Source organism: Novosphingobium sp. LASN5T, assembly GCF_003856955.1.
In the GTDB taxonomy this organism is placed as follows: domain Bacteria; phylum Pseudomonadota; class Alphaproteobacteria; order Sphingomonadales; family Sphingomonadaceae; genus Novosphingobium.
In genome coordinates, this window is the sequence record NZ_RQSI01000016.1 from 36,383 (window position 1) to 59,028 (window position 22,646).

General features: G+C 66.6%; 19 protein-coding genes. 8 read left to right on the plus strand and 11 right to left on the minus strand.

The window, feature by feature from the left end:
- Positions 1-118 precede the first annotated feature (118 nt).
- The gene (locus EH199_RS12355) at positions 119-1,630 is read left to right on the plus strand and encodes a tetratricopeptide repeat protein (protein WP_124809597.1); all 1,512 of its coding nucleotides are present in this window, start codon (positions 119-121) and stop codon (positions 1,628-1,630) included.
- 107 nt (positions 1,631-1,737) lie between these two features.
- Here EH199_RS12355 and EH199_RS12360 read toward each other — a convergent pair whose 3' ends face one another.
- The 5 genes from EH199_RS12360 to EH199_RS12380 form a co-directional block, all read right to left on the minus strand.
- Positions 1,738-2,130 carry a PEP-CTERM sorting domain-containing protein gene (locus tag EH199_RS12360; protein ID WP_124809598.1) on the minus strand — a complete coding sequence of 131 codons (393 nt, stop codon included), beginning with the start codon at positions 2,128-2,130 and terminating at the stop codon, positions 1,738-1,740.
- Positions 2,131-2,293: 163 nt separating this feature from the next.
- Positions 2,294-2,863 (minus strand): aminoacyl-tRNA hydrolase, encoded by a 570-nt coding sequence (gene pth, locus EH199_RS12365; RefSeq protein WP_124809599.1) that lies wholly within the window; start codon positions 2,861-2,863, stop codon positions 2,294-2,296.
- A 179-nt stretch (positions 2,864-3,042) separates the two neighbouring features.
- On the minus strand, positions 3,043-3,651 hold the full coding sequence (locus EH199_RS12370) for a 50S ribosomal protein L25/general stress protein Ctc (protein ID WP_124809600.1): 609 nt from the start codon (positions 3,649-3,651) through the stop codon (positions 3,043-3,045).
- A gap of 156 nt (positions 3,652-3,807) precedes the next feature.
- The gene (locus tag EH199_RS12375; protein ID WP_223806638.1) at positions 3,808-4,725 is read right to left on the minus strand and encodes a TraB/GumN family protein; all 918 of its coding nucleotides are present in this window, start codon (positions 4,723-4,725) and stop codon (positions 3,808-3,810) included.
- Entirely contained in the window at positions 4,722-5,690 is a 969-nt protein-coding gene (locus EH199_RS12380; protein ID WP_190287248.1) for a TraB/GumN family protein, read from the minus strand. The genes EH199_RS12375 and EH199_RS12380 overlap by 4 nt, the downstream gene beginning before the upstream one ends.
- A gap of 129 nt (positions 5,691-5,819) precedes the next feature.
- Here EH199_RS12380 and EH199_RS12385 point away from each other — a divergent pair, with 129 nt between their 5' ends.
- The 3 genes from EH199_RS12385 (at position 5,820) to ppdK (ending at position 11,855) form a co-directional block, all read left to right on the plus strand.
- Positions 5,820-6,737, plus strand: a complete 918-nt coding sequence (locus tag EH199_RS12385; protein ID WP_124809602.1) for a glycine--tRNA ligase subunit alpha — start codon at positions 5,820-5,822, stop codon at positions 6,735-6,737.
- Positions 6,738-6,830: 93 nt separating this feature from the next.
- On the plus strand, positions 6,831-9,113 hold the full coding sequence (gene glyS, locus EH199_RS12390; RefSeq protein WP_124809603.1) for a glycine--tRNA ligase subunit beta: 2,283 nt from the start codon (positions 6,831-6,833) through the stop codon (positions 9,111-9,113).
- Between the two features lie 78 nt (positions 9,114-9,191).
- On the plus strand, positions 9,192-11,855 hold the full coding sequence (gene ppdK, locus EH199_RS12395) for a pyruvate, phosphate dikinase (RefSeq protein WP_124809604.1): 2,664 nt from the start codon (positions 9,192-9,194) through the stop codon (positions 11,853-11,855).
- Positions 11,856-11,960: 105 nt separating this feature from the next.
- Here ppdK and EH199_RS12400 read toward each other — a convergent pair whose 3' ends face one another.
- Positions 11,961-12,767, minus strand: coding sequence for a methyltransferase domain-containing protein (locus tag EH199_RS12400; protein WP_223806639.1), 807 nt, complete (start codon positions 12,765-12,767; stop codon positions 11,961-11,963).
- Between the two features lie 65 nt (positions 12,768-12,832).
- Between EH199_RS12400 and EH199_RS12405 the strand changes: the two genes are divergently transcribed.
- The 4 genes from EH199_RS12405 (at position 12,833) to EH199_RS12420 (ending at position 16,697) form a co-directional block, all read left to right on the plus strand.
- Positions 12,833-13,633 (plus strand): ComF family protein, encoded by an 801-nt coding sequence (locus EH199_RS12405; protein ID WP_124809605.1) that lies wholly within the window; start codon positions 12,833-12,835, stop codon positions 13,631-13,633.
- 403 nt (positions 13,634-14,036) lie between these two features.
- Positions 14,037-14,372: a phosphoribosyl-AMP cyclohydrolase gene (gene hisI, locus EH199_RS12410; RefSeq protein ID WP_124809606.1), complete on the plus strand. Its 336-nt coding sequence runs from the start codon at positions 14,037-14,039 to the stop codon at positions 14,370-14,372.
- A 26-nt stretch (positions 14,373-14,398) separates the two neighbouring features.
- A complete protein-coding gene (locus EH199_RS12415; RefSeq protein WP_223806641.1) occupies positions 14,399-14,881 on the plus strand; it encodes a MerR family DNA-binding transcriptional regulator in 483 nt (160 codons plus the stop codon).
- Positions 14,882-14,891: 10 nt separating this feature from the next.
- Complete coding sequence (locus EH199_RS12420) at positions 14,892-16,697, plus strand: acyl-CoA dehydrogenase C-terminal domain-containing protein (RefSeq protein ID WP_124809607.1); 1,806 nt, start codon at positions 14,892-14,894, stop codon at positions 16,695-16,697.
- A gap of 346 nt (positions 16,698-17,043) precedes the next feature.
- Here EH199_RS12420 and EH199_RS12425 read toward each other — a convergent pair whose 3' ends face one another.
- The 5 genes from EH199_RS12425 to EH199_RS12440 are packed head-to-tail and all read right to left on the minus strand — an operon-like array spanning position 17,044 to position 22,618.
- Positions 17,044-18,534: an aldehyde dehydrogenase gene (locus EH199_RS12425; protein WP_124809608.1), complete on the minus strand. Its 1,491-nt coding sequence runs from the start codon at positions 18,532-18,534 to the stop codon at positions 17,044-17,046.
- The gene (locus EH199_RS12430) at positions 18,531-20,156 is read right to left on the minus strand and encodes a GMC family oxidoreductase (protein ID WP_190287249.1); all 1,626 of its coding nucleotides are present in this window, start codon (positions 20,154-20,156) and stop codon (positions 18,531-18,533) included. Before EH199_RS12430 ends, EH199_RS12425 begins: the two co-directional genes overlap by 4 nt.
- A gap of 34 nt (positions 20,157-20,190) precedes the next feature.
- A complete protein-coding gene (locus EH199_RS24405; RefSeq protein WP_190287250.1) occupies positions 20,191-20,664 on the minus strand; it encodes a hypothetical protein in 474 nt (157 codons plus the stop codon).
- Entirely contained in the window at positions 20,661-21,059 is a 399-nt protein-coding gene (locus tag EH199_RS12435; RefSeq protein ID WP_124809610.1) for a cytochrome c, read from the minus strand. The genes EH199_RS24405 and EH199_RS12435 overlap by 4 nt, the downstream gene beginning before the upstream one ends.
- 17 nt (positions 21,060-21,076) lie before the next feature.
- The gene (locus tag EH199_RS12440) at positions 21,077-22,618 is read right to left on the minus strand and encodes an FAD-binding oxidoreductase (RefSeq protein WP_124809611.1); all 1,542 of its coding nucleotides are present in this window, start codon (positions 22,616-22,618) and stop codon (positions 21,077-21,079) included.
- Positions 22,619-22,646: the final 28 nt, after the last annotated feature.

Below are 22,646 nucleotides of genomic sequence, written 5' to 3' on the forward strand. Positions count from 1 at the left end.
TGATCTGGATGCGGCCCGCGCGGCTCTTGCGCCCAAGCCTTTCGCGCGGCCCATAGCGGGGGCGGCACGGTTTGGCCAGTTTCACCAAAATTTCAGGCGTTCGTGTCATCACGCGGGCATGAAGAAAGCGCTGATACTGCCCGCCCTGCTTGTCCTTGCCGCCTGCGGTTCGGAAACGCCGCAACAGCATCTGGACCGCGCGCAAGCCGCCTTCAAGGCGGAGGACTATCGCACGGCCCGCAAGGAACTGGGCGAAGCGGTTTCGGCCGCGCCCGAGGATGCCCGGATTCTCGATCTGCTGGCGCGGGTGCAATTGCGCCTGGGCGATGGCGAGGGCGCGCAGGCCACGCTCGCGCGCCTTGAAGCGGCGGGTGGCAAGGGGCTTGAGATCGCGCGGATGAAGGCGGACGCTGCCTTGCTGCGCGGGCAGGCCAACGAAGCGCTCTCGCTGCTGGGCAACGATAGTCATCCCGAGGCATGGCGCATCCGCGCCTCGGCCCTGCTCGCGAACAAGGACGAGGCCGGCGCGCTCGAAGCCTATCGCAAGGGGCTTGCGGCCGGCGGGGACGCGCGGCTGGTGCGCGACTACGCGCGGTTCCTCCTGGATTCGCAGGACATTGCCGGGGCCGAGGCGCAACTGGCCGATCTGCGCCGTCGCAGCCCCGATGCGCTCGACACGCTGATGCTGGCGGGCGATATCGATGCGCAGGCGAACCGTTGGGACGGCGCTCTGGCCGCGTACAAGCGGGCGCAGTCGCTTTATCCCACGCGGCCCGAGCCTTTGCTTGCGCAGGCCGATGCGGCCGACCAGCAGGGCAAGCTGGACGAGGCCGAGGCGTTGGTGGCCCGTGCCACCGATGTCGCGCCGGAAAGTGGCGATGTGCTGCGGATGCGCATTCAGATCGCCGCCGAAAAGGGCGATTGGGAGAAAGTGCGCAGCACGCTCGCCCCGCGCGAAAGCAGCCTGGAGCCGCGCTCGCCGGAAGGGCTGGCCTATGCCGAAGCCTTGCTCCGCCTCGGGCGGGCCGAGCAGGCGCGGGCGATCTACGCCAAGGCCTTGCTGCTTTCCCCGCAAAATCCGTTCGCCCGGCTGATGCTGGCCGAAGCGCAACTGGCGACCGGCGATGCGGCGACGGCCTATGCCACGGTCAAACCGCTGGCGGACAGCGCCATGGCCGGGCCGCGCGAACTGGAGCTTGCGGAAAAGGCGGCGCGCGGGGCTGGCGATCCGGCGGCGGATACGCTGAAGGCGCGCCTGCAGTCCGGGGATTTGCGGCGGACGCAGCAACTGGCCGCCGCCGGGCAAGCGGCGATGGCGCGGGGAGACTGGAACGCGGCGATCGCGGCGTACCAGCAGGTCTCCGGCTATCAGTCCGATGCCGATGTGTTGAAGCGGCTGGCGTTCGCGGCCTCGCAGGCCGGACGAAACGCCGAAGCGATCGGGTTTGCGGACAAGGCGCTGGCGCTGCAGCCCTCCAACGCCGACATGATCCACATGGCGGGGCTGGTGCGGTTCAGGGCCGGGACGGACCGCGACAAGGCGGTGGCCTATCTCGAACAGGCTTTGCGGGCAGACCCCGCCAATCGCCTGTTCCGGAACGATCTCGCCCGCGCGCAAGTGGCGGGCTGAGCGGATCGCGATGCGCCGTCCCGCAAGACGGCTTCGTCCGCTGACGTTTGCCCCGGGGCCGGGTCCGGCGCGGCCGAACCCGTGGGGCGTGCCCTAATTCGGAGCGATCAGCCCTTGCGGCGCTGACGGCGCGCGAAGCCCAGGCCGATCAGGCCCATGGCCATCATGCCCAGCATGCCGGGTTCGGGAACCGCCGTGCCGCCGGACGAGGTGCTGCCACCGCCCGAGGACGTGCTGCCGCCGGTGGAGGTCGACGAGGTTGAGGTGCCGCCGCCAGAAGAGGTGGAGGTGCTGCCACCCGAGGAGGTGCTGCCGCCGGACGACGTGCTGCCGCCGCTGGTCGACGACGTCGACGAGGACGACGACGAACCGCCGCACGACTTGGAGCCGCCGCTGTGGCCACAGTTGCAATAGTGGGTGTGGCCGAAGGTCGCGTGCGCCGGCGTGGCGAACATCGCGGACGTCGCCAGCGCGGCGAGGATGACAGTAGAACGCTTCATGGTTTGGCCCCCTTTGAAAGCGGTACGAATGGTTCACGCCATTCTTCGCAATTGCCGTGCCAAACGGGAAATCCTGCGGGGTACGCTGGTTAACGAAGGTTTTGAAAGGCCCGATCTGTAAATTTGCCCAACAGTTCAGATGGTTAAATCGCGTTAGGAATGATTACCCGGCTTGCCTCAACGCCACATCGCTCATGAAGCGCACGTCGTCCCCCTTGGCCAGCCACTCCGCTTCCGAAGCGATCGCACCGAGCATGTCGACGAGATCGTCCTGCTCCGCCTTGGCGAAGGTGCCGAGAACGTACCCGGTCACGCGATCCTTGTGGCCAGGGTGCCCGATGCCCAGCCGCACCCGGCGGAAATCCGGGCCGAGATGCTTGTCGATGGAGCGCAGGCCATTATGCCCGGCGGTGCCGCCGCCGGTCTTCACCTTCACCTTGAACGGGGCGAGATCGAGCTCGTCGTGGAACACGGTCAGCGCGTCGGTGCCAAGCTTGTAGAAGCGCAGCGCTTCGCCCACCGCGCGGCCGCTTTCGTTCATGAAGGTCGCCGGCTTCAGCAGCAGCACTTTCGCCCCGCCGATCCGGCCTTCCTGCACCCAGCCCTGGAACTTCTTCTGCACCGGACCAAAGGAGTGCACTTCGGCGATGGTGTCGAGCGCCATGAAGCCGACATTGTGGCGGTGCAGCGCATATTGCGGCCCCGGATTGCCCAGCCCGACCCAGACTTGCATGGCGGTGATGCTCCTTCGCTTTGCGCCCGTTTACAGTGTCGGGCGCATCAGGCCAGACGGCATGTGAAAACAACCGCCAGGCAAAAAAGAACCCCTCCCGCGCGGGGCGGAAGGGGGCTTCTTTCCGGCTCCGCCGTCGGCCTCTTGATAGAGGGACGGCGGAAACGCTTGCCTGAAGATCAGGCTTCGGTCTTGGTCGTATCGCCTTCTTCGCTCTTGAGCGAGGAGGGGGCAACGATCGTGGCGATGGTGAAATCGCGATCGGTGATCGCCGTCTTCACGCCAGCCGGCAGCGTCACCGAGCTGATGTGGATCGAATCGCCCACTTCGAAGCCGGTCACGTCGACCACGATGTCATCGGGGATCGAATCCGGCGCGCAGACCAGTTCGAGTTCGTGACGGACCACGTTGAGAACGCCGCCCTTCTTCAGGCCGGGCGACTTCTCTTCGTTGGCGAAGACCACCGGCACGTTCACGTGAACGGCGTGGTCGGCCGAAAGGCGCAGGAAGTCGGCATGCAGCGGACGGTCCGAAACCGGGTGGAACGCAACGTCCTTGGGCAGCGTGCGGACGGTCTTGCCGCCGACGGTGAGCTCGACGATCGAGTTGAAGAAGTGGCCGGTGCCAAGCGCCTTGACCAGTTCCTTTTCCCCGACGTGGATCGCGGCCGGATCCTCGTTGCCGCCGTAGATCACGGCGGGGGTGCGGCCTTCGCGACGCAGTGCACGGGAGGCTCCCTTGCCAGCCCGATCGCGCGTCTCGGCCGACAGCGTAAGCGTCTCGCTCATTGTCTGTACCTTCCGAAAATGCTGTATTGAACACGTTTCCGCCCGCACGCCTCCAGGGATGACCATGCCGGGGAAGCGGCGGCCCTTAGCGGATCGGACGGAAAAAGCAAGCGTTGCCGGCCTTTCTGGCCAGACTTTCTGGCCTGGCCCCGTGCGCTATTGCACGCGCCGCACCGTCCAGCCACGTTCGGCCAGCATCCGGGGCAGGCCGTCCGTGCCCGAAACGTGCGCGGCGCCCACCGCCACGAAGGGATGCGCGCCGGCTTTCAGCATGGCGTCGATCTGTCCTGTCCAGTTGCGGTTGCGCGCGGCCAACAGCGCTTCGTGCAGACCGGGATCGGCCAGAAAGCCGGTCTCACTTTCCTTCGCGATGCCCAGGTCATCACCGCGCAGCCACAGCTTCAGGATGTCCTGCTCGTCATCCTTGCCGCTCGATGCTTCCTCGGCCACCTGTTCCAGCAGCACTTTCTGTTCCCGGTCGCCCAGCCGGTCGAAGATGCCGAACTGGCTGTCAATGGTTTCAAGGCCGGTGACGAGTTTGCCCTTCGCCATGCGCCGTAGCTCGGGCTCCACGCCGTTGTCCGGGCTCATCCCGTGCTTCTGCCCGGCGATGGCAGAAATCTGGAGCGCCACAGCCCACGATTCCTCGTCGCGGAATTGCGCGTCGGTCAGCGCAAGGTCCTTGTACACGGCCGCCAGCTTGCCGCGATAGGCGGGGTCGATCCGTTCGGACGGCGGCGGCAACCCCCGGGTGAAGGCCAGCCGGCCCAGCGCTTCGCCCGCGATCTTCGCGTCCAGCGGTTCGCCGATCTCGAACACCAGCCGGTCCGCCGCGCCCAGCGCCTGCGCGATCGCGGGGCGTGACCAGCGCGTGCCTTCGGGCAGGGCGTGAACGGTGCCGAACAGCCAGCCCCGCGCGCCGCCGGGGCCGGTCACTTCCCATAGCGCCACGCGCGATTCCGCCGCCGGGGCAGCGGGCTGCGGCTCGCTCCGGCACGCGCCCAGCAGCAGACCCGCCGCCAGCGCGATGCCCGCACAGGCCTTCCTCCAGGTCCCGGTCTTCATCCGGTTCATTGCACCTGCTGCGTGGCGAGGCCGAGCGCGGCGAGTTGTTCCTGCACGCTGCCCTTGCCGGCGAGATGCCCGGCGCCCACCGCCACGAACACCGTGCCAGGCTTGTCCAGCCGCGCCTTGATCCATTGCGCCCAGTGGCGGTTGCGGCCGACCAGCAGCGTTTCGGTGAGGCGCGGATCGTCCATGTCGGCGTTCATGATCGTGGCCAGCGCCTCGGCATCGCCCTTGCCCCAGGCGACGATCAGGCTGTCGATCTCCGGCCCGATCTTGTCGTAATCGCGCACCACGTTGCCCAGGTAGGCAAGCTGGGCATCGGGCGGCAGCGTATCGAACAGGCCAAGCTGGTAGTCGATCGTCTCCAGCCCCGCACGCGTCCGCGCCTTGCCGCCCGGATAGGCGTTGAGCGTGGCTTCGGCGCCGTCCTTGGGGCTGAGTCCCTGGCTGATCATCGGCAGCGAGGAGAGCACGACCGCGGCGTACCACGGCTTGAACTGGTCGAAGGCCGGCGCCGGTATGCCCACGCGGCCCAGCAGCGCTTCAAAGGCGGTCCGTTGGGGCGCGTCCATCAACCCGCGCAGCGTCTGGCCTTCGGGCAAGGTCGCGCGCGAAAGCAGCGCCGCCTGCGCTTCGCCGCCCACCGGATCGAGCACTTCGGTCACCAGTTCGTCCGATCCGTCGAGCGCCTGCTTCAGCGGCCCGTTGAGCCAGTCGTAGCCGGGCTTGAGCACGTGGACGGTGCCGAACAGGTAGATCGTGGTATCCGCGTCCGCCACTTTCCACAGCGCCGGATGGACCACCTGCGGCGCCGGAGCGGGCGCGGCGACAGGGGCAGCAACCGGCGCCGCCGGGGCGGGTGCCACCGGTTCGCGCGCCAGCGCCGGCCCGGCGAACAGGCCCGCCAGCGCCAGCGCGGCAAGCGGTTTGGTCAGCCGGCGGAGCGGCGCGGTTCGGAAAAATGCGGTCATCGACATCGCTCCTGCCTACCCCGGCGCGATGAACGAACTATTGCCGCGATGCAATCGCCCGGCAAAATCGCACCGCACGCCGCACGGCAAAGTTGATTTGCGGGCCTCCATCGGCCAAAGGCGCGGGCCATGGCCGATCATACCCAAGCATCCCCCACGGGGCCGCTCAGCCTGCAGGATATTATCCTGCGCCTTCACGCGTTCTGGAGCGAACAGGGCTGCCTGATCCTCCAGCCTTACGACATGCGCATGGGCGCGGGTACGTTCCATCCCGCCACCACGCTGCGCGCGCTGGGTCCGCAGCCGTGGAACGCCGCGTTCGTGCAGCCCTGCCGCCGGCCCACCGACGGGCGCTATGGCGAGAACCCGAACCGGCTTCAGCATTACTACCAGTATCAGGTGATCCTGAAGCCCAGCCCGGAAAACCTGCAGGAGCTTTATCTCGAAAGCCTGCGCACGATCGGTGTCGATCCGCTGTTGCACGATATCCGCTTCGTGGAGGACGATTGGGAATCGCCGACGCTGGGCGCGTGGGGCCTGGGCTGGGAAGTCTGGTGCGACGGAATGGAAGTCACCCAGTTCACTTATTTCCAGCAAATGGGCGGGTTCGATTGCAAGCCGGTGGCGGGCGAGCTGACCTACGGGCTGGAACGCCTGGCGATGTACATCCAGGGCGTCGACAACGTTTACGACCTCGCGTTCAACAATCACGGCGTCTCGTATGGCGACGTGTTTCTTGAGAACGAGCGCGAGATGTCGAAGTGGAACTTCGAGGTGGCCGATACCGACAGCCTGTTCGAAGGCTTCCGCCGCGCCGAGGAGGAATGCCGCCGCTCGCTCGATGCCGGCGTGCCGATCGCGGCCTACGAACAGGCGATCGAGGCCAGCCACCTGTTCAATCTGCTGCAGGCGCGCGGCGTGATCTCGGTGCAGGAACGCGCCAGCTACATGGGCCGCGTGCGCGATCTCGCGCGGGGATCGTGCGAGGCCTACATGGACAAATTCAAGGACGAATGGGCGCAGGCCTATCCGGGGTGGACGGCATGATGGATGCGTATGACCGCGTCATCCCAGCGCAAGCTGGGATCGCTTTCCCTGGGGCACGAGGCCCCCGCTTTCGCGCGGGCTGCGGAGAAAATCATGACTGAATTTCTCCTTGAACTGCGCTGCGAGGAAATCCCCGCGCGGATGCAGGCCGGTGCGCGCGCCTCGCTGGAAAAGCTGTTCCGCGATCATCTTGCCGCTGCCGGCCTCTCGGTGGGCGACCTTACCATCTGGACCACGCCGCGCCGTCTTGCGCTGATCGCGCGTGGCCTGCCCGCCGCGACCGAGGCGGTGAGCGAGGAAGTGAAGGGGCCGCGCACCTCCGCGCCCGAACAGGCGCTCGAAGGCTTCCTGCGCAAGACCGGACTGACCAAGGACCAGTTGACCGAGCGCGACGGCGTGTGGTTCGCGGTCAGCGAGAAGCCCGGCCGCGCCACCGCCGATGTGCTGGCCGAGGCGATCCCCGCCATCGTCCGCGCGTTCCCCTGGCCCAAGAGCCAGCGCTGGGGCGCGGCCTCGCTGTCCACCGAAAGCCTGCGCTGGGTGCGCCCGCTCTCCGCGATCGTGGCGCTGCTCGATGGCGAAGTGGTCGATTGCGAGGTTGGCGGCATCCGCGCCGGGCGGATCACGCGCGGCCACCGCTTTCATGCCCCGGGCGAGATCGCGATTGATGGCGTGGACGATTACGCGGCCAAGCTGCGCGAGGCGCACGTGCTGGTGGATCACGCGGAGCGCGAGGCGATCGTGCGCGAACAGGCCCGCGCCGTGGCCAACGCCGCCGGGCTGACGCTGGTGGAGGATGAAGGGCTGGTTGTCGAAAACGCCGGCCTCACCGAATGGCCGGTGCCGCTGCTGGGCCGCTTCGACGCGGAATATCTTGAGGTTCCACCTGAAGTCATCCAGCTAACCGCGCGGACGAACCAGAAATATTTCATCTGCCGCGATGCCGATGGCCAGCTCGCCAATGCCTTCGTCTGCACCGCCAACATCGTGCCGAGCGATGGCGGGGCGGAGATCGTGGCCGGCAACCGCAAGGTGCTGGCCGCGCGCCTTTCGGACGCGCGCTTCTTCTGGCAGCAGGATCGCAAGGTGCCGCTGGCCGAACAGGCGAAGAAGCTGGCGCGGATCACTTTCCACGAAAAGCTCGGCACCGTGGTCGACAAGGCGGAGCGCGTGGCGACGCTCGCCCGCTTGCTGGTGGAAGAGGGCCTCGTCAAGGAATCCCCCCTCCCGCATGCGGGAGGGGCCGGGGGTGGGCCTGACGAGGCGCCCACCCAAGCCCGGCCCACCCCCAACCCCTCCCGCGAGCGGGAGGGGAGTCTGGCCGACCAGGCCGAGCTCGCCGCGCGGCTGTGCAAGGCCGATCTCGTCACCGAGATGGTCGGGGAATTTCCTGAACTTCAGGGCCTTATGGGCGGATACTACGCCCGCGCCGAAGGTCTGCCCGATGCCGTGGCCGATGCGATCCGCGATCACTACAAGCCGGTCGGGCAGAGCGACGACGTACCCACCGCGCCGGTCACGGTGGCCGTGGCGCTGGCGGACAAGCTGGATACATTGGCCAGCTTCTTTGTGATTGATGAGAAACCGACGGGGTCCAAGGATCCTTTCGCGCTGCGTCGCGCGGCATTGGCAGTTATCCGGATCATACAAGCTAACGGCCTGCGCCTGCATCTATTCCTTGAGTTCGGAACCGCCAGCGTTTCGGTCGGTGAGCAAATGTGCGAGCGGGCGGGTGATCGTCCGGAGGGCCTGATGGACGCGCTTGGTCGCGCACCAAGGGACCTCCTCGATTTCTTCGCCGACCGCCTCAAGGTCCAGCAACGCGAAGCCGGTGTCCGCCACGACCTGATCGATGCGGTGTTTGCGCTCGGCAAAGAGGACGATCTCGTCCGCCTGCTGGCGCGCGTCCATGCGTTGCAGGCGTTCATCGGCACCGAGGATGGGGCGAACCTGCTGGCCGGGTACAAGCGCGCGGCGAACATCCTGAAGAAGGAAGGCTTCTCCGCCGCGGACATCATCCCGCCCGATGGCGAGGAAGACCCGCTGGTGATGGTGGACGATCCCGCGTTCGAGGGCATCGCCGACCAGATGGCGCATTCACCCACCGTGCTCGCCTATACGCCCGAACCCGCCGAACAGGCGCTGATCGAGGCGCTGGCCGTCGCCAGCCCACGCGCCGAAGCGGCGGTCGGGGCGGAGGATTTCACCGGCGCCATGGCGGCTCTCGCCACGCTGCGCGCGCCGATCGATTCCTTCTTTGAGGCAGTTACGGTCAACGATGCGGATGCGAACAAGCGTGCGAATCGCTTGGGTTTGCTTGACCGCTTCCGTGCTGCAGTGCACAAGGTCGCCGATTTCGGGCGCATCGAAGGATAAGGAGCGGGGGCGCTAGTTCGTCCCCCGCGAGCAACGACAACCAGCTTCGTCAACTTCGTCAGGGAACGGCTTTTTACGATGAGCGCATACGTATTCCACTTCGGCGGTGGTGCCCGCAGCGACGATCCCCGTTCGCGCGACAAGACGATCACCGGCGGCAAGGGCGCCAATCTGGCGGAGATGGCGGGCATTGGCCTGCCGGTGCCGCCCGGCTTCACCATCAGCACCGAAGTCTGCGCGTTCTACAACGAAGCCGGCAAGACTTTTGACGAGGATATCAAGGCCGGCGTCGCCGCCGGCGTCGCGCATATCGAGGTGGCGACGGGCCGCGTGTTCGGCGATCCCGCCAATCCGCTGCTTGTCTCGGTCCGTTCGGGCGCGCGCGTTTCGATGCCGGGCATGATGGACACCGTGCTCAACCTGGGGCTCAACGACGCCACGGTGGAAGGGCTGGCGGCGGGATCGGGCGATGCCCGCTTCGCCTGGGACAGCTACCGCCGGTTCATTCAGATGTATTCCGACGTGGTGCTGGGCCTCGACCATCACCGGTTCGAGGATGCGCTGGAAATCGCCAAGGAAGACAACGGTTTCTACGCCGATGTCGAGATGGGTGCCGAACATTGGCAGGCTCTCGTCAAGGAATACAAGGCGATCGTCGAGGAAGAACTCGGCCGTCCGTTCCCGCAGGACGTGCACGAACAGCTGTGGGGCGCGGTGGGCGCGGTGTTCGATTCGTGGGAATCGGACCGTGCCAAGGTCTATCGCCGCCTGAACGATATTCCGCAGTCGTGGGGCACCGCCGTCAACGTGCAGGCGATGGTCTTCGGCAACATGGGCGATACCTCGGCCACGGGCGTCGCCTTCACCCGCGATCCGGCGACTGGCGAGAAGGCCTACTACGGCGAATGGCTGGTCAACGCGCAGGGTGAGGACGTCGTGGCCGGCATCCGCACGCCGCAGTATCTGACCCGGCGCGCGCGCGAGGCGGCAGGGGCCAAGCCGCTGTCGATGGAAGAGGCGATGCCGCAGGCTTACGCCGAACTCGCCGCTGTCTTTGAACTGCTCGAAAAGCACTACAAGGACATGCAGGACATCGAGTTCACCGTCGAAAAGAACAAGCTGTGGATGCTCCAGACGCGTTCGGGCAAGCGCACCGCCAAGGCCGCGCTGAAGATGGCGGTGGACATGGTGGGCGAAGGGCTGATCGACGAGGCCACCGCGATCCGCCGCATCGATCCCATGGCGCTGGACCAGCTGCTGCACCCCACGCTCGATCCCAAGGCGCCGCGCGACGTGTTGACGCGCGGGTTGCCGGCCAGCCCCGGCGCGGCTTCGGGCGCGGTGGTGTTCGATGCCGACACCGCGCAGACGCTGGCCGAACGCGGCGATGCGGTGATCCTCGTGCGCGTGGAAACCAGCCCCGAGGACATTCACGGCATGCACGCCGCCAAGGGCATCCTCACCGCGCGCGGCGGCATGACCAGCCACGCCGCCGTGGTGGCGCGCGGCATGGGCCGTCCGTGCGTTTCGGGCGCGTCGGCGCTGTCGATCGACATGGCGGCGCGCACCGCGAAGATCGGCAACCGCGATATTCGTGAAGGCGATGTCATTACGCTCGATGGATCGAACGGCGATGTCATGGCGGGCAAGGTGCCCACCGTGGAGCCCGAACTCGTCGGCGATTTCGGCACGCTGATGGCCTGGGCCGACAAGCACCGCCGCATGAAGGTGCGCACCAATGCCGAAACGCCGCTCGACTGCCAGGTCGCGCGGCAGTTCGGTGCGGAAGGCATCGGCCTGTGCCGCACCGAGCACATGTTCTTCGACGCCAGCCGTATCTCGGCCGTGCGCCAGATGATCCTGGCCGAGGACGAAGCCGGCCGCCGCGCCGCGCTGGCCAAGCTGCTGCCCGAACAGCGCGCCGATTTCACCTCGATCTTCGAGGTGATGGCGGGCCTGCCGGTCACCATCCGCCTGCTCGATCCGCCGCTCCATGAATTCCTGCCCCACGGCGATGCGGAATTCGCCGAACTGGCGGAAGTCACCGGCCTGGGCGTCGATCACCTGAAGCGCCGCGCGGGCGAACTGCACGAGTTCAACCCGATGCTCGGCCATCGTGGCTGCCGCCTTGGCATCACCTTCCCCGAAATCTACGAAATGCAGGCCCGCGCCATTTTCGAGGCGGCCTGCGACGTGGCGGCGAAATCGGGCGAGGCGGTCGTGCCCGAAGTGATGATCCCGCTGGTCGCGACCCGGAAGGAACTCGAAATCCTGAAGGCGCTGGTCGATCGCGTGGCGGCGGAGGTCTTCGCCGAAAAGGGTTACACGCTCGATTACCTCGTCGGCACGATGATCGAACTGCCGCGCGCCGCGCTGATGGCGGGCGAGATCGCCGAGGAAGCCAAGTTCTTCTCGTTCGGCACCAACGACCTGACCCAGACCACGCTGGGCGTCAGCCGCGACGACGCCGCGCGCTTCCTCAATCCCTATGTCGATCAGGGCATCTACCCGCGCGATCCGTTCGTCAGCCTCGACATCGAGGGCGTGGGCCAGCTGGTCGAACTGGCGGCGGAACGCGGGCGCAAGACCCGGTCCGACATCAAGCTGGGCATCTGCGGTGAACACGGCGGCGATCCGGCCTCGATCGCGTTCTGCGAAAAGACCGGCCTCGATTACGTGTCCGCCAGCCCCTATCGCGTGCCGATCGCCCGCCTGGCGGCGGCGCAGGCCGCCTTGGGGTAATACGCGAGGGCGTAGCCCACCCCGCTGCGACTAACGCCGCCTGCGGCGGCGCAAGTCTCGCTCCCCTCCCGCTTGCAGGAGGGGCTGGGGGTGGGTTTTTGGGCGCTACCCCCGCCAGCCGCTGAGCGTCAGAATTTCGAACGTCTCGGTCACGCGGCCTTCCGCGTCGGCTTGTCCGGCGAAAGCGGCCCGTGCCCTAGCCAGCGCCGCCTTGCCCAGCGCCGGGCCGGAGCGGGCGAGGCAGTTGCTCAGCCCCTGCGCCCGCACGTCGCCCACCAGCCGTTCCAGGCTGCCGAAGCGCACCGGCAGCGAGCGGCTGTCGATCACCGGGGCTGCGAAGCCGCAGCGCTGGAGCAGTTGCCCGCCGGCGCGCACGTCCACTTGCGGATGGATGCGCGGGGCGGGGCGGTCGCCGTCGGCCGCGAGCATGATCGCGCGCAGGGCAGGGAGGCTGCCCGCGCCGCTGAAGCTCATGATCGCGAGGCCATCGGGGGCCAGCGCGCGGCGCAAGTGCAGCAGCGCGCCGGGCAGATCGTTGACGGTGTCGAGCGTGCCGAGGCTGGCGACGAGGTCGAAGCCTTCGCCCGCCGGGATCGGGTTTTCCTCGTCGATCGGCGTTTCGCCGGGGCCGGGGACCGGATCGGCGCGGGTGACGGCGCAGCCCTGCGCGGCCAGCGCCGTGGCGAGCGTGCCGGTCCAGTCGCCGATCACCAGCGCCCGGGCCGGGGTGTGGCGCAGGAACGACAGGCGGTCGAGCACGTCCTCCACCATGTCGTCCATCACGTAGCGCGCCGCGTCGGGGCGCTGCTGCAGCCGGCGCATCCGCGCGCGGAGCGCGGCGCGGCGAGCGGGTGAGAAGATGGTCGGCGGTGACGCGGGCGGTGCGGGGGCGGGGGGAAGCGCGGAAGCCATGCGCGGCTGCCTGCCCGTTCGGGATGCTCTTGCCAAGCCCCCGTTCCGGGCGGACAACTCGGTTCATGCTCCGGTCTGCTTCCCTCGCCGCCGTGACGGCCCCGGTGATCGACCTGGTCTTTCCGCCCCGCTGCCCGCTGTGCGGCGATCCGCTGGCGCGGCAGGGCGGGTTGTGCGTGGCCTGCTGGGGCAGGCTCGCCATTCCCGGCGATCCCGCCTGCGCGCTCTGCCAGCGCCCCTTGGGCGAAGAGCATGGCGATGACGGGCATCTGATCTGCGCGCCCTGTCTGGCCAGTCCACCGAAGCATGAAGGGATCACGGCGGCGACGCTTTACAACGATGCCTCGCGCGATCTGGTGCTGGCGTTCAAGCACGGGCGCCGCGTTGGCCTTGCCGGCTTGCTGGCGCAATTGATCGTGCCGCGTCTGCCGGAGCTGGACGGGGAGTGGTTGGTCGTGCCGGTGCCGCTCCACCGTTGGCGTTTGTGGCGGCGCGGGTTCAACCAGTCCGCGCTGCTGGCAGCGCGGATCGCGCGGGTCACGGGGCAGGCGCTGGCCGTCGATGCGCTCGTTCGCGTCAAGCAGACGCCACCGCTGGGGGGATTGAACCGCCGCGCGCGGGCGGTGGCGCTCTCAGGCGCGATTGCTGCGTCGCCGCGCTGGGCAAGCAGGTTGAAAGGCACAAACGTGCTGCTGGTGGATGACGTCATGACGAGTGGCGCGACGACCGACGCGTGCCTGCGCGCGCTGCGCAAAGCCGGGGCGGCCCGGATTCGCATCGCGTGTTTCGCCCGCGTGCTGGATGAGGCGCTGGATGCAGCCGATCGGTCTGGAACATCCCTGGACGGCACGGACACGGGGCCATAAAAGAAACGCCCGGAATCTTGCGATTCCGGGCGTCCTCGTGACGAAATTGCAAGCGTTACAACGACAGCCCCCTGTTGTCGCTCCGCTCTAGGTCCCTCATCATCCGGCCAGATACCGATCCAGCCTCCGCTGTCTCCGGCACCTGAAGCCGCCCCTCTTTTTCCCTGAACTTTGGCGCTTTTGCGCCGCCTTTCGGCGGTCCAGAATGCGGTTCCCTCAAACCGCGCATTCTTCATCCGCGATTGGTCGCCCCGACGAAAGTCCATTGTTGCGTTTGGATGGATTTTGCGACCCATCTGTGGTTATCCTGCAACAAATCCTCATTTGATACGGGTTGCAGAGAAAGGTCCTTACCATTTCACAGGATGATTCCTCCGAATTGCGCGAACAGGGGCGGGTTTTCATGCCCAGGTTCGATGCCGCCGGGCTGGTGACGGCGGTGGCGGTGGATCATCGTACCGGCGAATTGCTGATGCTGGCACATATGGACGCTGAAGCCATCGCGAAGACGCGCGAGACGGGATTCGCCCATTTCCATTCCCGGTCGCGCGGGCGCCTGTGGATGAAGGGCGAAAGCTCGGGGCATACGCTCAAGGTCGTCGAGATTCGCGTGGATTGCGATCAGGATGCGCTGGAATTGAGAGTCGAGGCAGCGGGGCCGGCCTGCCACACGCTGGCGCGGACCTGTTTCTACCGGCGGATCGATAATAACGGCGAACTTGTGCGGATCGTGGATTGACGCTTACGTAAAGGGTAGGTAGCTCTATGAGCATGCCCGCTCAGTCCGCCGCCGCAAATCGTGACCACACCGGCCATCTCGACCATCCTGACGCGAGCGCACGCGATCAGTATACGATTTCCGATCTCTCCAACGAGTTCGGCGTTACCGCTCGCGCCTTGCGCTTCTATGAGGACGAGGGCCTGATCGCGCCGACGCGGCTGGGCCTGTCGCGCATCTACAGCAAGCGCGACCGGGCGCGGCTGGCATGGATCATGCGCGCCAAGAACGTGGGTTTCAGCCTCGCCGAAATCCGCGATATGATCGATCTTTACGATCTGGGCGACGGGCGTGCCGAACAGCGCCGCGTCACCATCGCCAAGTGCCGCGAACGGATCGACAACTTGCGCCGCCAGCAGGCGGACATCACCGACACCATTGATGAACTGACCAGCTTCGTCGACCTTCTGGTGAAGCGGGAGCGTCTGGAAGGGCGCAATCCCGAAACCGGCGGGTCGCACAACTCCTGAGGACCAAGCAATGCCGATCTACAAGGCTCCAACGCGGGACACGCGTTTCATCGTCAACGAAGTCGTCCGCGTGGCCGACTATACTCATCTGGCCGGGTTCGAGAACGCGACGCAGGACATGACGGACGCGGTGATCGAGGAAGCGGGGCGCTTCGTTTCCGAGGTGGTCGCGCCGCTCAACCGCGTGGGCGATATCGAGGGCTGCACCCGCCACCCCGACGCTTCGGTGACGACGCCGACCGGGTTCAAGGAAGCCTATCGCCAGTACGTAGAGGGCGGCTGGCCCACGCTCGTCGGGCCGGAGGCGTTCGGCGGACAGGGTTTGCCGCACGTGATCGGCTTCGTCATGGAAGAATACATGTGCAGCGCGAACCACGCCTTCGCGATGTATCCAGGCCTTGCCAATGGCGCGATTTCCGCGATCCTCTCGAAGGGTTCGCCCGAACAGCAGGCGAAGTATCTGCCCAAGATGGTCTCCGGCGAATGGCTTGGCACGATGAACCTGACCGAGCCGCACTGCGGCACCGATCTGGGCTTGATCCGTACCCGCGCCGAACCGCAGGCCGATGGCTCCTATGCCATCACCGGCACCAAGATCTTCATTTCGGCGGGTGACCATGACCTGACCGAGAACATTATCCACCTGGTGCTGGCCAAGACGCCGGGCGCGCCGGAATCGAGCAAGGGCATCTCCCTGTTCATCGTGCCCAAGTTCCTGGTGAACGACGACGGCTCGCTGGGCGCGAAGAATGCCGTGTCGGTCGGCTCGATCGAGCACAAGATGGGCATCCACGGCAACGCCACCTGCGTGATGAACTACGAGGACGCGAAGGGCTGGATCGTCGGCGAGGAGAACAAGGGCCTTGCCGCGATGTTCGTGATGATGAACGCGGCCCGTCTGGGCGTGGGCATCCAGGGGCTGGGGCAGGCGGAAGCCGCGTACCAGAACTCGGTGCTCTATGCGCAGGAGCGCCGGCAGGGCCGCGCGCTGACCGGCCCCGCCGAGCCCGATCAGAAGGCCGATCCGCTGTTCGTCCACCCCGATGTGCGCCGGATGCTGATGGATGCCAAGGCCTTCACCGAAGGGATGCGCGCCTTCTCCGGCTGGGGCGGTCTGCTGGTCGATCTTTCGCACAAGGCGGCGACGGCGGAAGAGCGGCAGGAAGCTGATGACCTGATCAGCCTGCTGACGCCGGTGATCAAGGGCTACGGCACCGACAGGGGCTACCAGACCGCCACCGACATGCAGCAGATCTGGGGCGGCCACGGCTATATCGCCGAAAGCGGCATGGAGCAGTTCGTACGCGATGCGCGCATCGCCATGATCTATGAAGGCGCGAACGGCGTGCAGGCGATGGATCTCGTAGGGCGCAAGCTGCCGATGAACGGCGGCCGCGCGGTGCAGGCCTTCTTCAAGCTGGTCGATGACGAATGCGCTTCCGCCGCCGATAGCGGGGATGCGGTAGCGCTGGTGGCGGAACGGCTGGGCAAGGCCAATGGCGAGCTGAAGGCCGCGACGATGTGGTTCCTCCAGCACGACATGACCGACCGCAACGCGCTGGGCGCGGGCGCCTATGCCTACATGACGCTGATGGGCATCGTTTCGCTGGGCCTGATGTGGCTGAAGATGGCCAAGGTGGCGGCTGCGGCGCTGGCGGCGGGAACGGACGATACGCTGTTCTACGAGGCCAAGCTGGTCACCGCGAAGCATTTCGCGCTGCGCTCTATCCCCCAGGCTGGCGCATTGCGGCGCGAGATCGAGGCGGGTGGCGAAACCGTGATGGCACTGCCGGTGGAAGCCTTCGCCACGGCCTGATGGTGCCCCGCCATCGGCTGGGGCGGCAGGGTTTGAACCGATGCCAAACCTCCTGGCGTGAGTCGGTCGCTGCGTTCGATCCGGCTTGAAATTCGCTGCGATCGAATGCGGTTGCCCGGTTCTCGGATTGCGGCTCGGCGCATTGCGCGGCTTTCCCAATCCGGGGCCGCCATGCTCATGACCCGCCGACCTGCCCGCACTGCCGTAGAAGATGGAGACGCATGATCCGCCAATATCTGCCAAAGTGGTGCCAGGCATTGCGTCATGCAACGCGGTGCCCAACGCGCGCTTGCATCGGAACGACGCGGCGGTTCCAATGCCCAACCGGCCTTGGGCGCGCCTGACTTCAGGACCAGCCGACCATCACGGCCTTGGTTTCGGTGAAGGCCTCCACGCCGTCGCGCCCGTTTTCGCGACCGAGGCCGGATTGGCGGAAGCCGCCGAAGGGCAGGGCGAATTCCATGCCGGACCCGTTGATCTTGACCGAGCCGGAGCGCAGTTTCTTCGCCATGGCCTGCGCGGCGGCCAGGTTCTGCGTCCAGACGTAGGCCGAAAGGCCGTAAATGCTGTCGTTGGCCTTGCGGGCGAGGTCGTCGAGGCTGTCCGTATCCGAAAAGCGCATGACCGAGAGCACCGGCCCGAAGATTTCCTCGCGCATGATGCGCATGTCCGGGCGGGCATCGACGAAGACGGTGGGGTTGACGAAGTAGCCTGCGCCGGCTGGCGCATCGCCGCCAAACAAAAGGCTTGCGCCCTCCGCCTTGCCGGCTTCGACATAGCCCATGACCCGGCTTTTTTGCCCTGCCGAGATCAGCGGTCCAAGATGGACGCCATCCCGCGTGCCGGGGCCGACCACCAGCTTGGCGGCGAAGGCGGCCAGGCCTTCGAGGAACTGGTCATAGACGGCATCGTGCAGGAACAGGCGCGATCCGGCTGCGCAGACCTGCCCGCTGTTGCCGAAGATGCCCATGGCGACGCCCGGGATCGCCTTCGCCAGATCGGCGTCGGCAAACACGATGGAGGCCGACTTGCCGCCTAGTTCGAGCGAGACGCGCTTCAGCGAACCCGCGCTTTCGCGCAGGATGGACTGGCCGGTGGCTGTCGAGCCGGTGAACGAGATCTTGTCCACGCCCGGATGCGCCACCAGCGCCGCGCCGGCCTGCGCTCCGAGACCGGTGACGACATTGACCGCTCCATCCGGAAAGCCGGCTTCGGCGACGAATTCGGCCAGGCGCAGGCCCGACATCGGCGCAAGTTCGGCGGGCTTCAGCACCACCGTGCAGCCCGCCGCCAGCGCGGCTGAAACCTTGGTGCAGGTGATCGCGAACGGGGCGTTCCACGGCACGATCAGCGCGGCCACGCCCAGCGGATCGTGCGTGGTGTAGCCGTGCCAGTTGCCGGGTACCGAGACGGGCGTGGTCTCTCCGTTCAGGCGGCGCGGCCAGCCGGCGTTGTAGCGGATCGAACTGATCGCGGAGCCGACCGCCATCTGCCGCGCGATGGCATAGGGCATGCCATTGTCGAGCGTTTCGATCGCGGCGATCTCGTCCTGATGCTGTTCGACGATATCGGCGAGGCGGAGCAGCAGCCTTTCGCGCTGGGCAGCGGGCATCGCGCTCCATTCCGGGCGTTCGAAGGCGGCGCGCGCGGCGTTTACGGCTGCATCCACTTCCGTCGCGCCGCCGGACGCGATCTGTCCGATCACCATTTCGGTCGCGGGATCGATCACGTCGATCGGGGCGGCGTTTCCACGCTGCCAGGCGCCGTTGATGAAGTGCCCGGAAAGCTGCCCGATGCGCACGGCGGCGCGGTCGAGGACAGGGGAAAGTTCGGTCATTGCACGGACTCCGGCGCGTGATTGCCAAGAATGAGGTCTGCCGCCTTTTCGCCGATCATCACGGCGGCGGCATTGGTGTTTGCCCCGACCAGCAGCGGCATGATCGAGGCATCGACGACGCGCAGACCTTCGACGCCGTGGACGCGCAGTTGCGGATCGACCACCGCGTCCGGTCCGGTGCCCATGGTGCAACTGCCGACGGGATGGTGGACGACGCCGGCCAGATCGGCCTTCATCGCATCGAGCTGGGTATCGTCCTGCACATGCGCGCCGGGCAGGATTTCCCGCAGCACGTAATCGGCGATCGGACCGCCCGAAAATATCCTGCGCGAGATCGCGAGGCCCTTCTTCAGCGTCGCCCAGTCGTTGGGGTGTTCCAGCAGGTTGAGCTGGATGCGCGGGGCGGATAGCGGGTTGCGATCGCGCAGCGTAACCGAACCGCGGCTTTCGGGGCGCAGCAGGCAGATCGAGTTGTAGAAGCAATCCTGTTTCGGCTTGGCGAAGCCGGGAAACCAGATGTTCGCATCGACCCTGACCGGGCTGGACATGATCTGGAGATCGGGCCGGTCGAGATCGGGTTCCGACCGGGCGAGAATACAGCCGGCGGCGATCTGGTTGGCGAAGCGGCCCGTGCCGGTGAAATACCAGCGCAGGAACGAAACGGTCGCGCGGTCGAAGCGCAGTTCGCGCGCGAAACTGTGGGGCGGAGCCGCGTCGTACTGGTGGGCAAGGCGGACGTGCTCCTGCAGGTTCTGCCCGACGCCAGGCAGCTCGTGGACCGGAGAGATGCCGTGGCTGGCTAGCTCTCCGCCCGGCCCGATGCCCGACAGCATGAGGATCTGTGGCGAGCCGTATGCACCGGCGCAGAGCAGCACTTCGCGTTCCACAGTCGCCTGCTGGCGCACTCCATGGCGTTCGAACTCCACGCCGGTGGCGCGCTTGCCGTCGAACAGGATGCGGTGAACATGCGCGCGCGTCATCACCTTGAGGTTGCGGCGCGAACGGATGGGCTTGAGGTACGCCGCCGCCGATCCGCAGCGTTCGCCGTTGCGTAGCGCGATCTGCACGTCGGCGCAGCCTTCGTTGCTCTCGCCGTCATAGTCCGGATTGTAGGGATAGCCGCAGAGTGCTGCCGAGGCGCGCAGTTCGTCCGCCATCAGGCGCGAGGTATCGACCGGCTGGACCGAGATCGGCCCGCCGCGCCCGCGCCAGCGGTTGCCGCCTGTCCAGTGGTCTTCCGAGCGCTTGAAATAGGGTAGCACGCTGGCATAGTCCCAGCCGGTGCACCCCGCCGCCGCCCAATCGTCGAAATCGCGCGGATGCCCCCGGAAATGGACCATGCCATTGATCGACGACGATCCGCCGAGCATCCGCCCGCGCGGCAGGGGAAAGCTCTTGCCGCCCACATGGGTTTCGGGTTCGGAGGCGAATTGCCAGGCAAGGTCGGAACTGCGCAACGCCTGGAGGAAACCCAGCGGCATCCGCACATAGGGATGGTTCGCCTCGCCGCCCGCCTCGAGCAGCAGCACGCGCACGGCGGGATCGGCACTAAGCCGGTTGGCGAGTACCGAACCGGCCGAACCGGCACCGATGACGATGAAATCGAATTCCAGGGTGTCCACGGCCACAAGCCTTTTGTTGAAAATGCGAAACCGGTCAGGCCAGCCAGAGAAAGCTGGTCGCCCGCGTGTTTTCGCGCCACGGCGCCGGACCCAGTAAAGCGTCCAGCGTGCGGGTGGTGCGCTTGCCGCCGTCCAGGGTGGTTTCCATCTGCGCCATGCCGTTGAGGGAAACGGCATGGCGCACGGGGCGCGATGTTCCGCGCAGGACATCGCGCGCCAGCACGAAATCGGAATATCCGGTCAGCCCCACGATCATGCCATTGGCGGACAGCCAGCGGCCATGCGGGGCAAGCAGCAGCGCCACGACTTCGCCCTGCGGATCAGCCAGCGTGTGCCCGCCCGCGCGGGCCTGCGCGATCAGGCGAGGGGCTTCCGGCAGTCTGCCATCGACGATGAAGCGCGGATCGCCGGAGAGATCGAGTGCAGACGCCAGGCCGGGCAGGCCCGCAAGGCCGGCCGCCCCCAGCGTCACGCCGCCTTTCAGGATATTGCGACGAAGCGGCATCACGATTTCTTCCGCGCGAGATAGGCGGCGATCTTGTCGAGTTCCGCGTCGGTCACTTCGACCCGCGAGAAGGCCGGCATGTTCATCAGCCCGTTGCGGACCACGGCCTTAACGTAGTCGGCGTCAAGGTCGGTGCGGTGGATCAGCTCGGCCTTGTCCTTGCCCAGCCGGCGGCCCAGCATCATCGCGCCGGTGCTTTTGCCGACATGGCAGAAAGCGCATTCCTGTCCGAACAGGCGTTCGCCCTCGTCCTTCGATCCCGACCCGAACAGCGCGGCGGCGATCGGGGACGCGGGCTTCGGCGCGGGCGGAGGAGGGACATCTCCCGCCGTGCCGCACGATGCCGCCAGCAGCGCGGAGAGCCCGGCCAGCGGCAGGAGCGATCGCGAAAGTTTCATGGGCGTTCTCCCTCTGCTCAGCGGCGGGTGCCGATGCCGTTGCGGCCGGGCGCGATGATGTTGTTGGGATCGAGCGCGGCCTTGACCTTGTCGTTGAGCCTGCGCAGCGCGCCGCCCCCGAAATTGTAGGTTTCCGCCACAGCATCCATGTAGGAGATATGGCCGCGATATTCGGCGAAGCCCTGGCTTGCGGCTTCGGCAAGCAGGTGGCGATAGAGCTTGTCGGCGCGGGCGACCATCTCCGGTTCATCGCGGTTGTAGAGAATCAGGCTGACGTTGTTGATGTGCCGCCGGCCGATGGTGAAGCTGGCGTAATAGTCCTGGCCGATTTCCTCGTAATAGGCCTTGATCTTCTTGGCGTAGTTGAAGGCGAGCGTGCCGTCTTGCGGCAGCACCGGCGCGAAGCTGAGGTGGCCGCCGCGTCCGCCGTACCAGTTGACGCATTGAAGCCCCATCGTGGTGGGAACGCCCTGGGCAGACTTCTCCTCGGGATCGCCCTTCTTCCACAGCTCGAATTCCAGCGGACGGCCCAGCTTCGGCTCGAACAGCTTGCGGATCAGGTCCACTTGCGCCGTCACCGTGCCTTCGTGGCCGAACAGGCTGATCTTGGCGTTCCACCAGCCGAGTCCGAGCTTCTTCATCATGGTCTCGCTGACCGAATCCGGCAGCGCCCCGGGGCCGTCGTACCAGTCCGCCCGTTGCGACATGGTGGAGGCCGCGCGCACCGGCGATCCGAACACGATATTGTGCTGGATCACGTCACGCCGGCGCAGGTCGCACAGGATGTCGATGGCCCACGCGGCATCGTCGAAATTGGGCAGGGCCAGTTCGATCTTGGCGGTCATTTCCGGTTCCGGCTGGAGCCAGACGCCGGCCTTGGTGACTACGCCTAGGTTCGACTGCATGAACATCTGGTCCCAACCGGGGCCATATCCGTACTTGTAGGCTTGCCACCCGGCGGAACCCTGCATCGCGCCCATACCGGTGCGGACGACCGAGCCATCGGGAAGCACCACTTCCATGCCGCAGATCTGTTCGCAGTGATCGCCATAGGGCGTGTAACCGATGCCCCGGTCGAGCGCGTTGCCGATGACGCTGCCCCAGGAGTTGCCGGGAACGGACATCCACAACGGATGGTTGTTTTCCTTGAGGTGGCGGAACAGGTCGAAATAGCCGACGCCCGGTTCCAGCAGGCAATAGGCCTGCTTGTCGTTGACCTCGAGCACGCGGTTCATGCGGCTGAGATCGAGGATGACATCGCCCTTTTCCGCCGGCGAGGCCGCGCCATAGCCCAGGTTCTTGCCCCGCCCGACGGGCCAGAGCGCGACCTTGGTTTCGTTGGCCACGCGCACGATCGCCTGCACTTCCTCGACCGAGGCCGGCGCCACGATCGCGGAGCAATCGTGATCCATGCCGTCGCCCATGGCATAGGGATCGATATAGGACGCGCGGTCCTCTTCGCTGTCGAGCACCCACTGGTTGCCGATGGCGGCGCGAAATCCGGCGAGGGCTTTCTGGAACCCGGTGCTGCCTACGCCCTTGGGGAGCAAGGAGGCCATATCCACTCCTGATGATTTGCTTGCACGC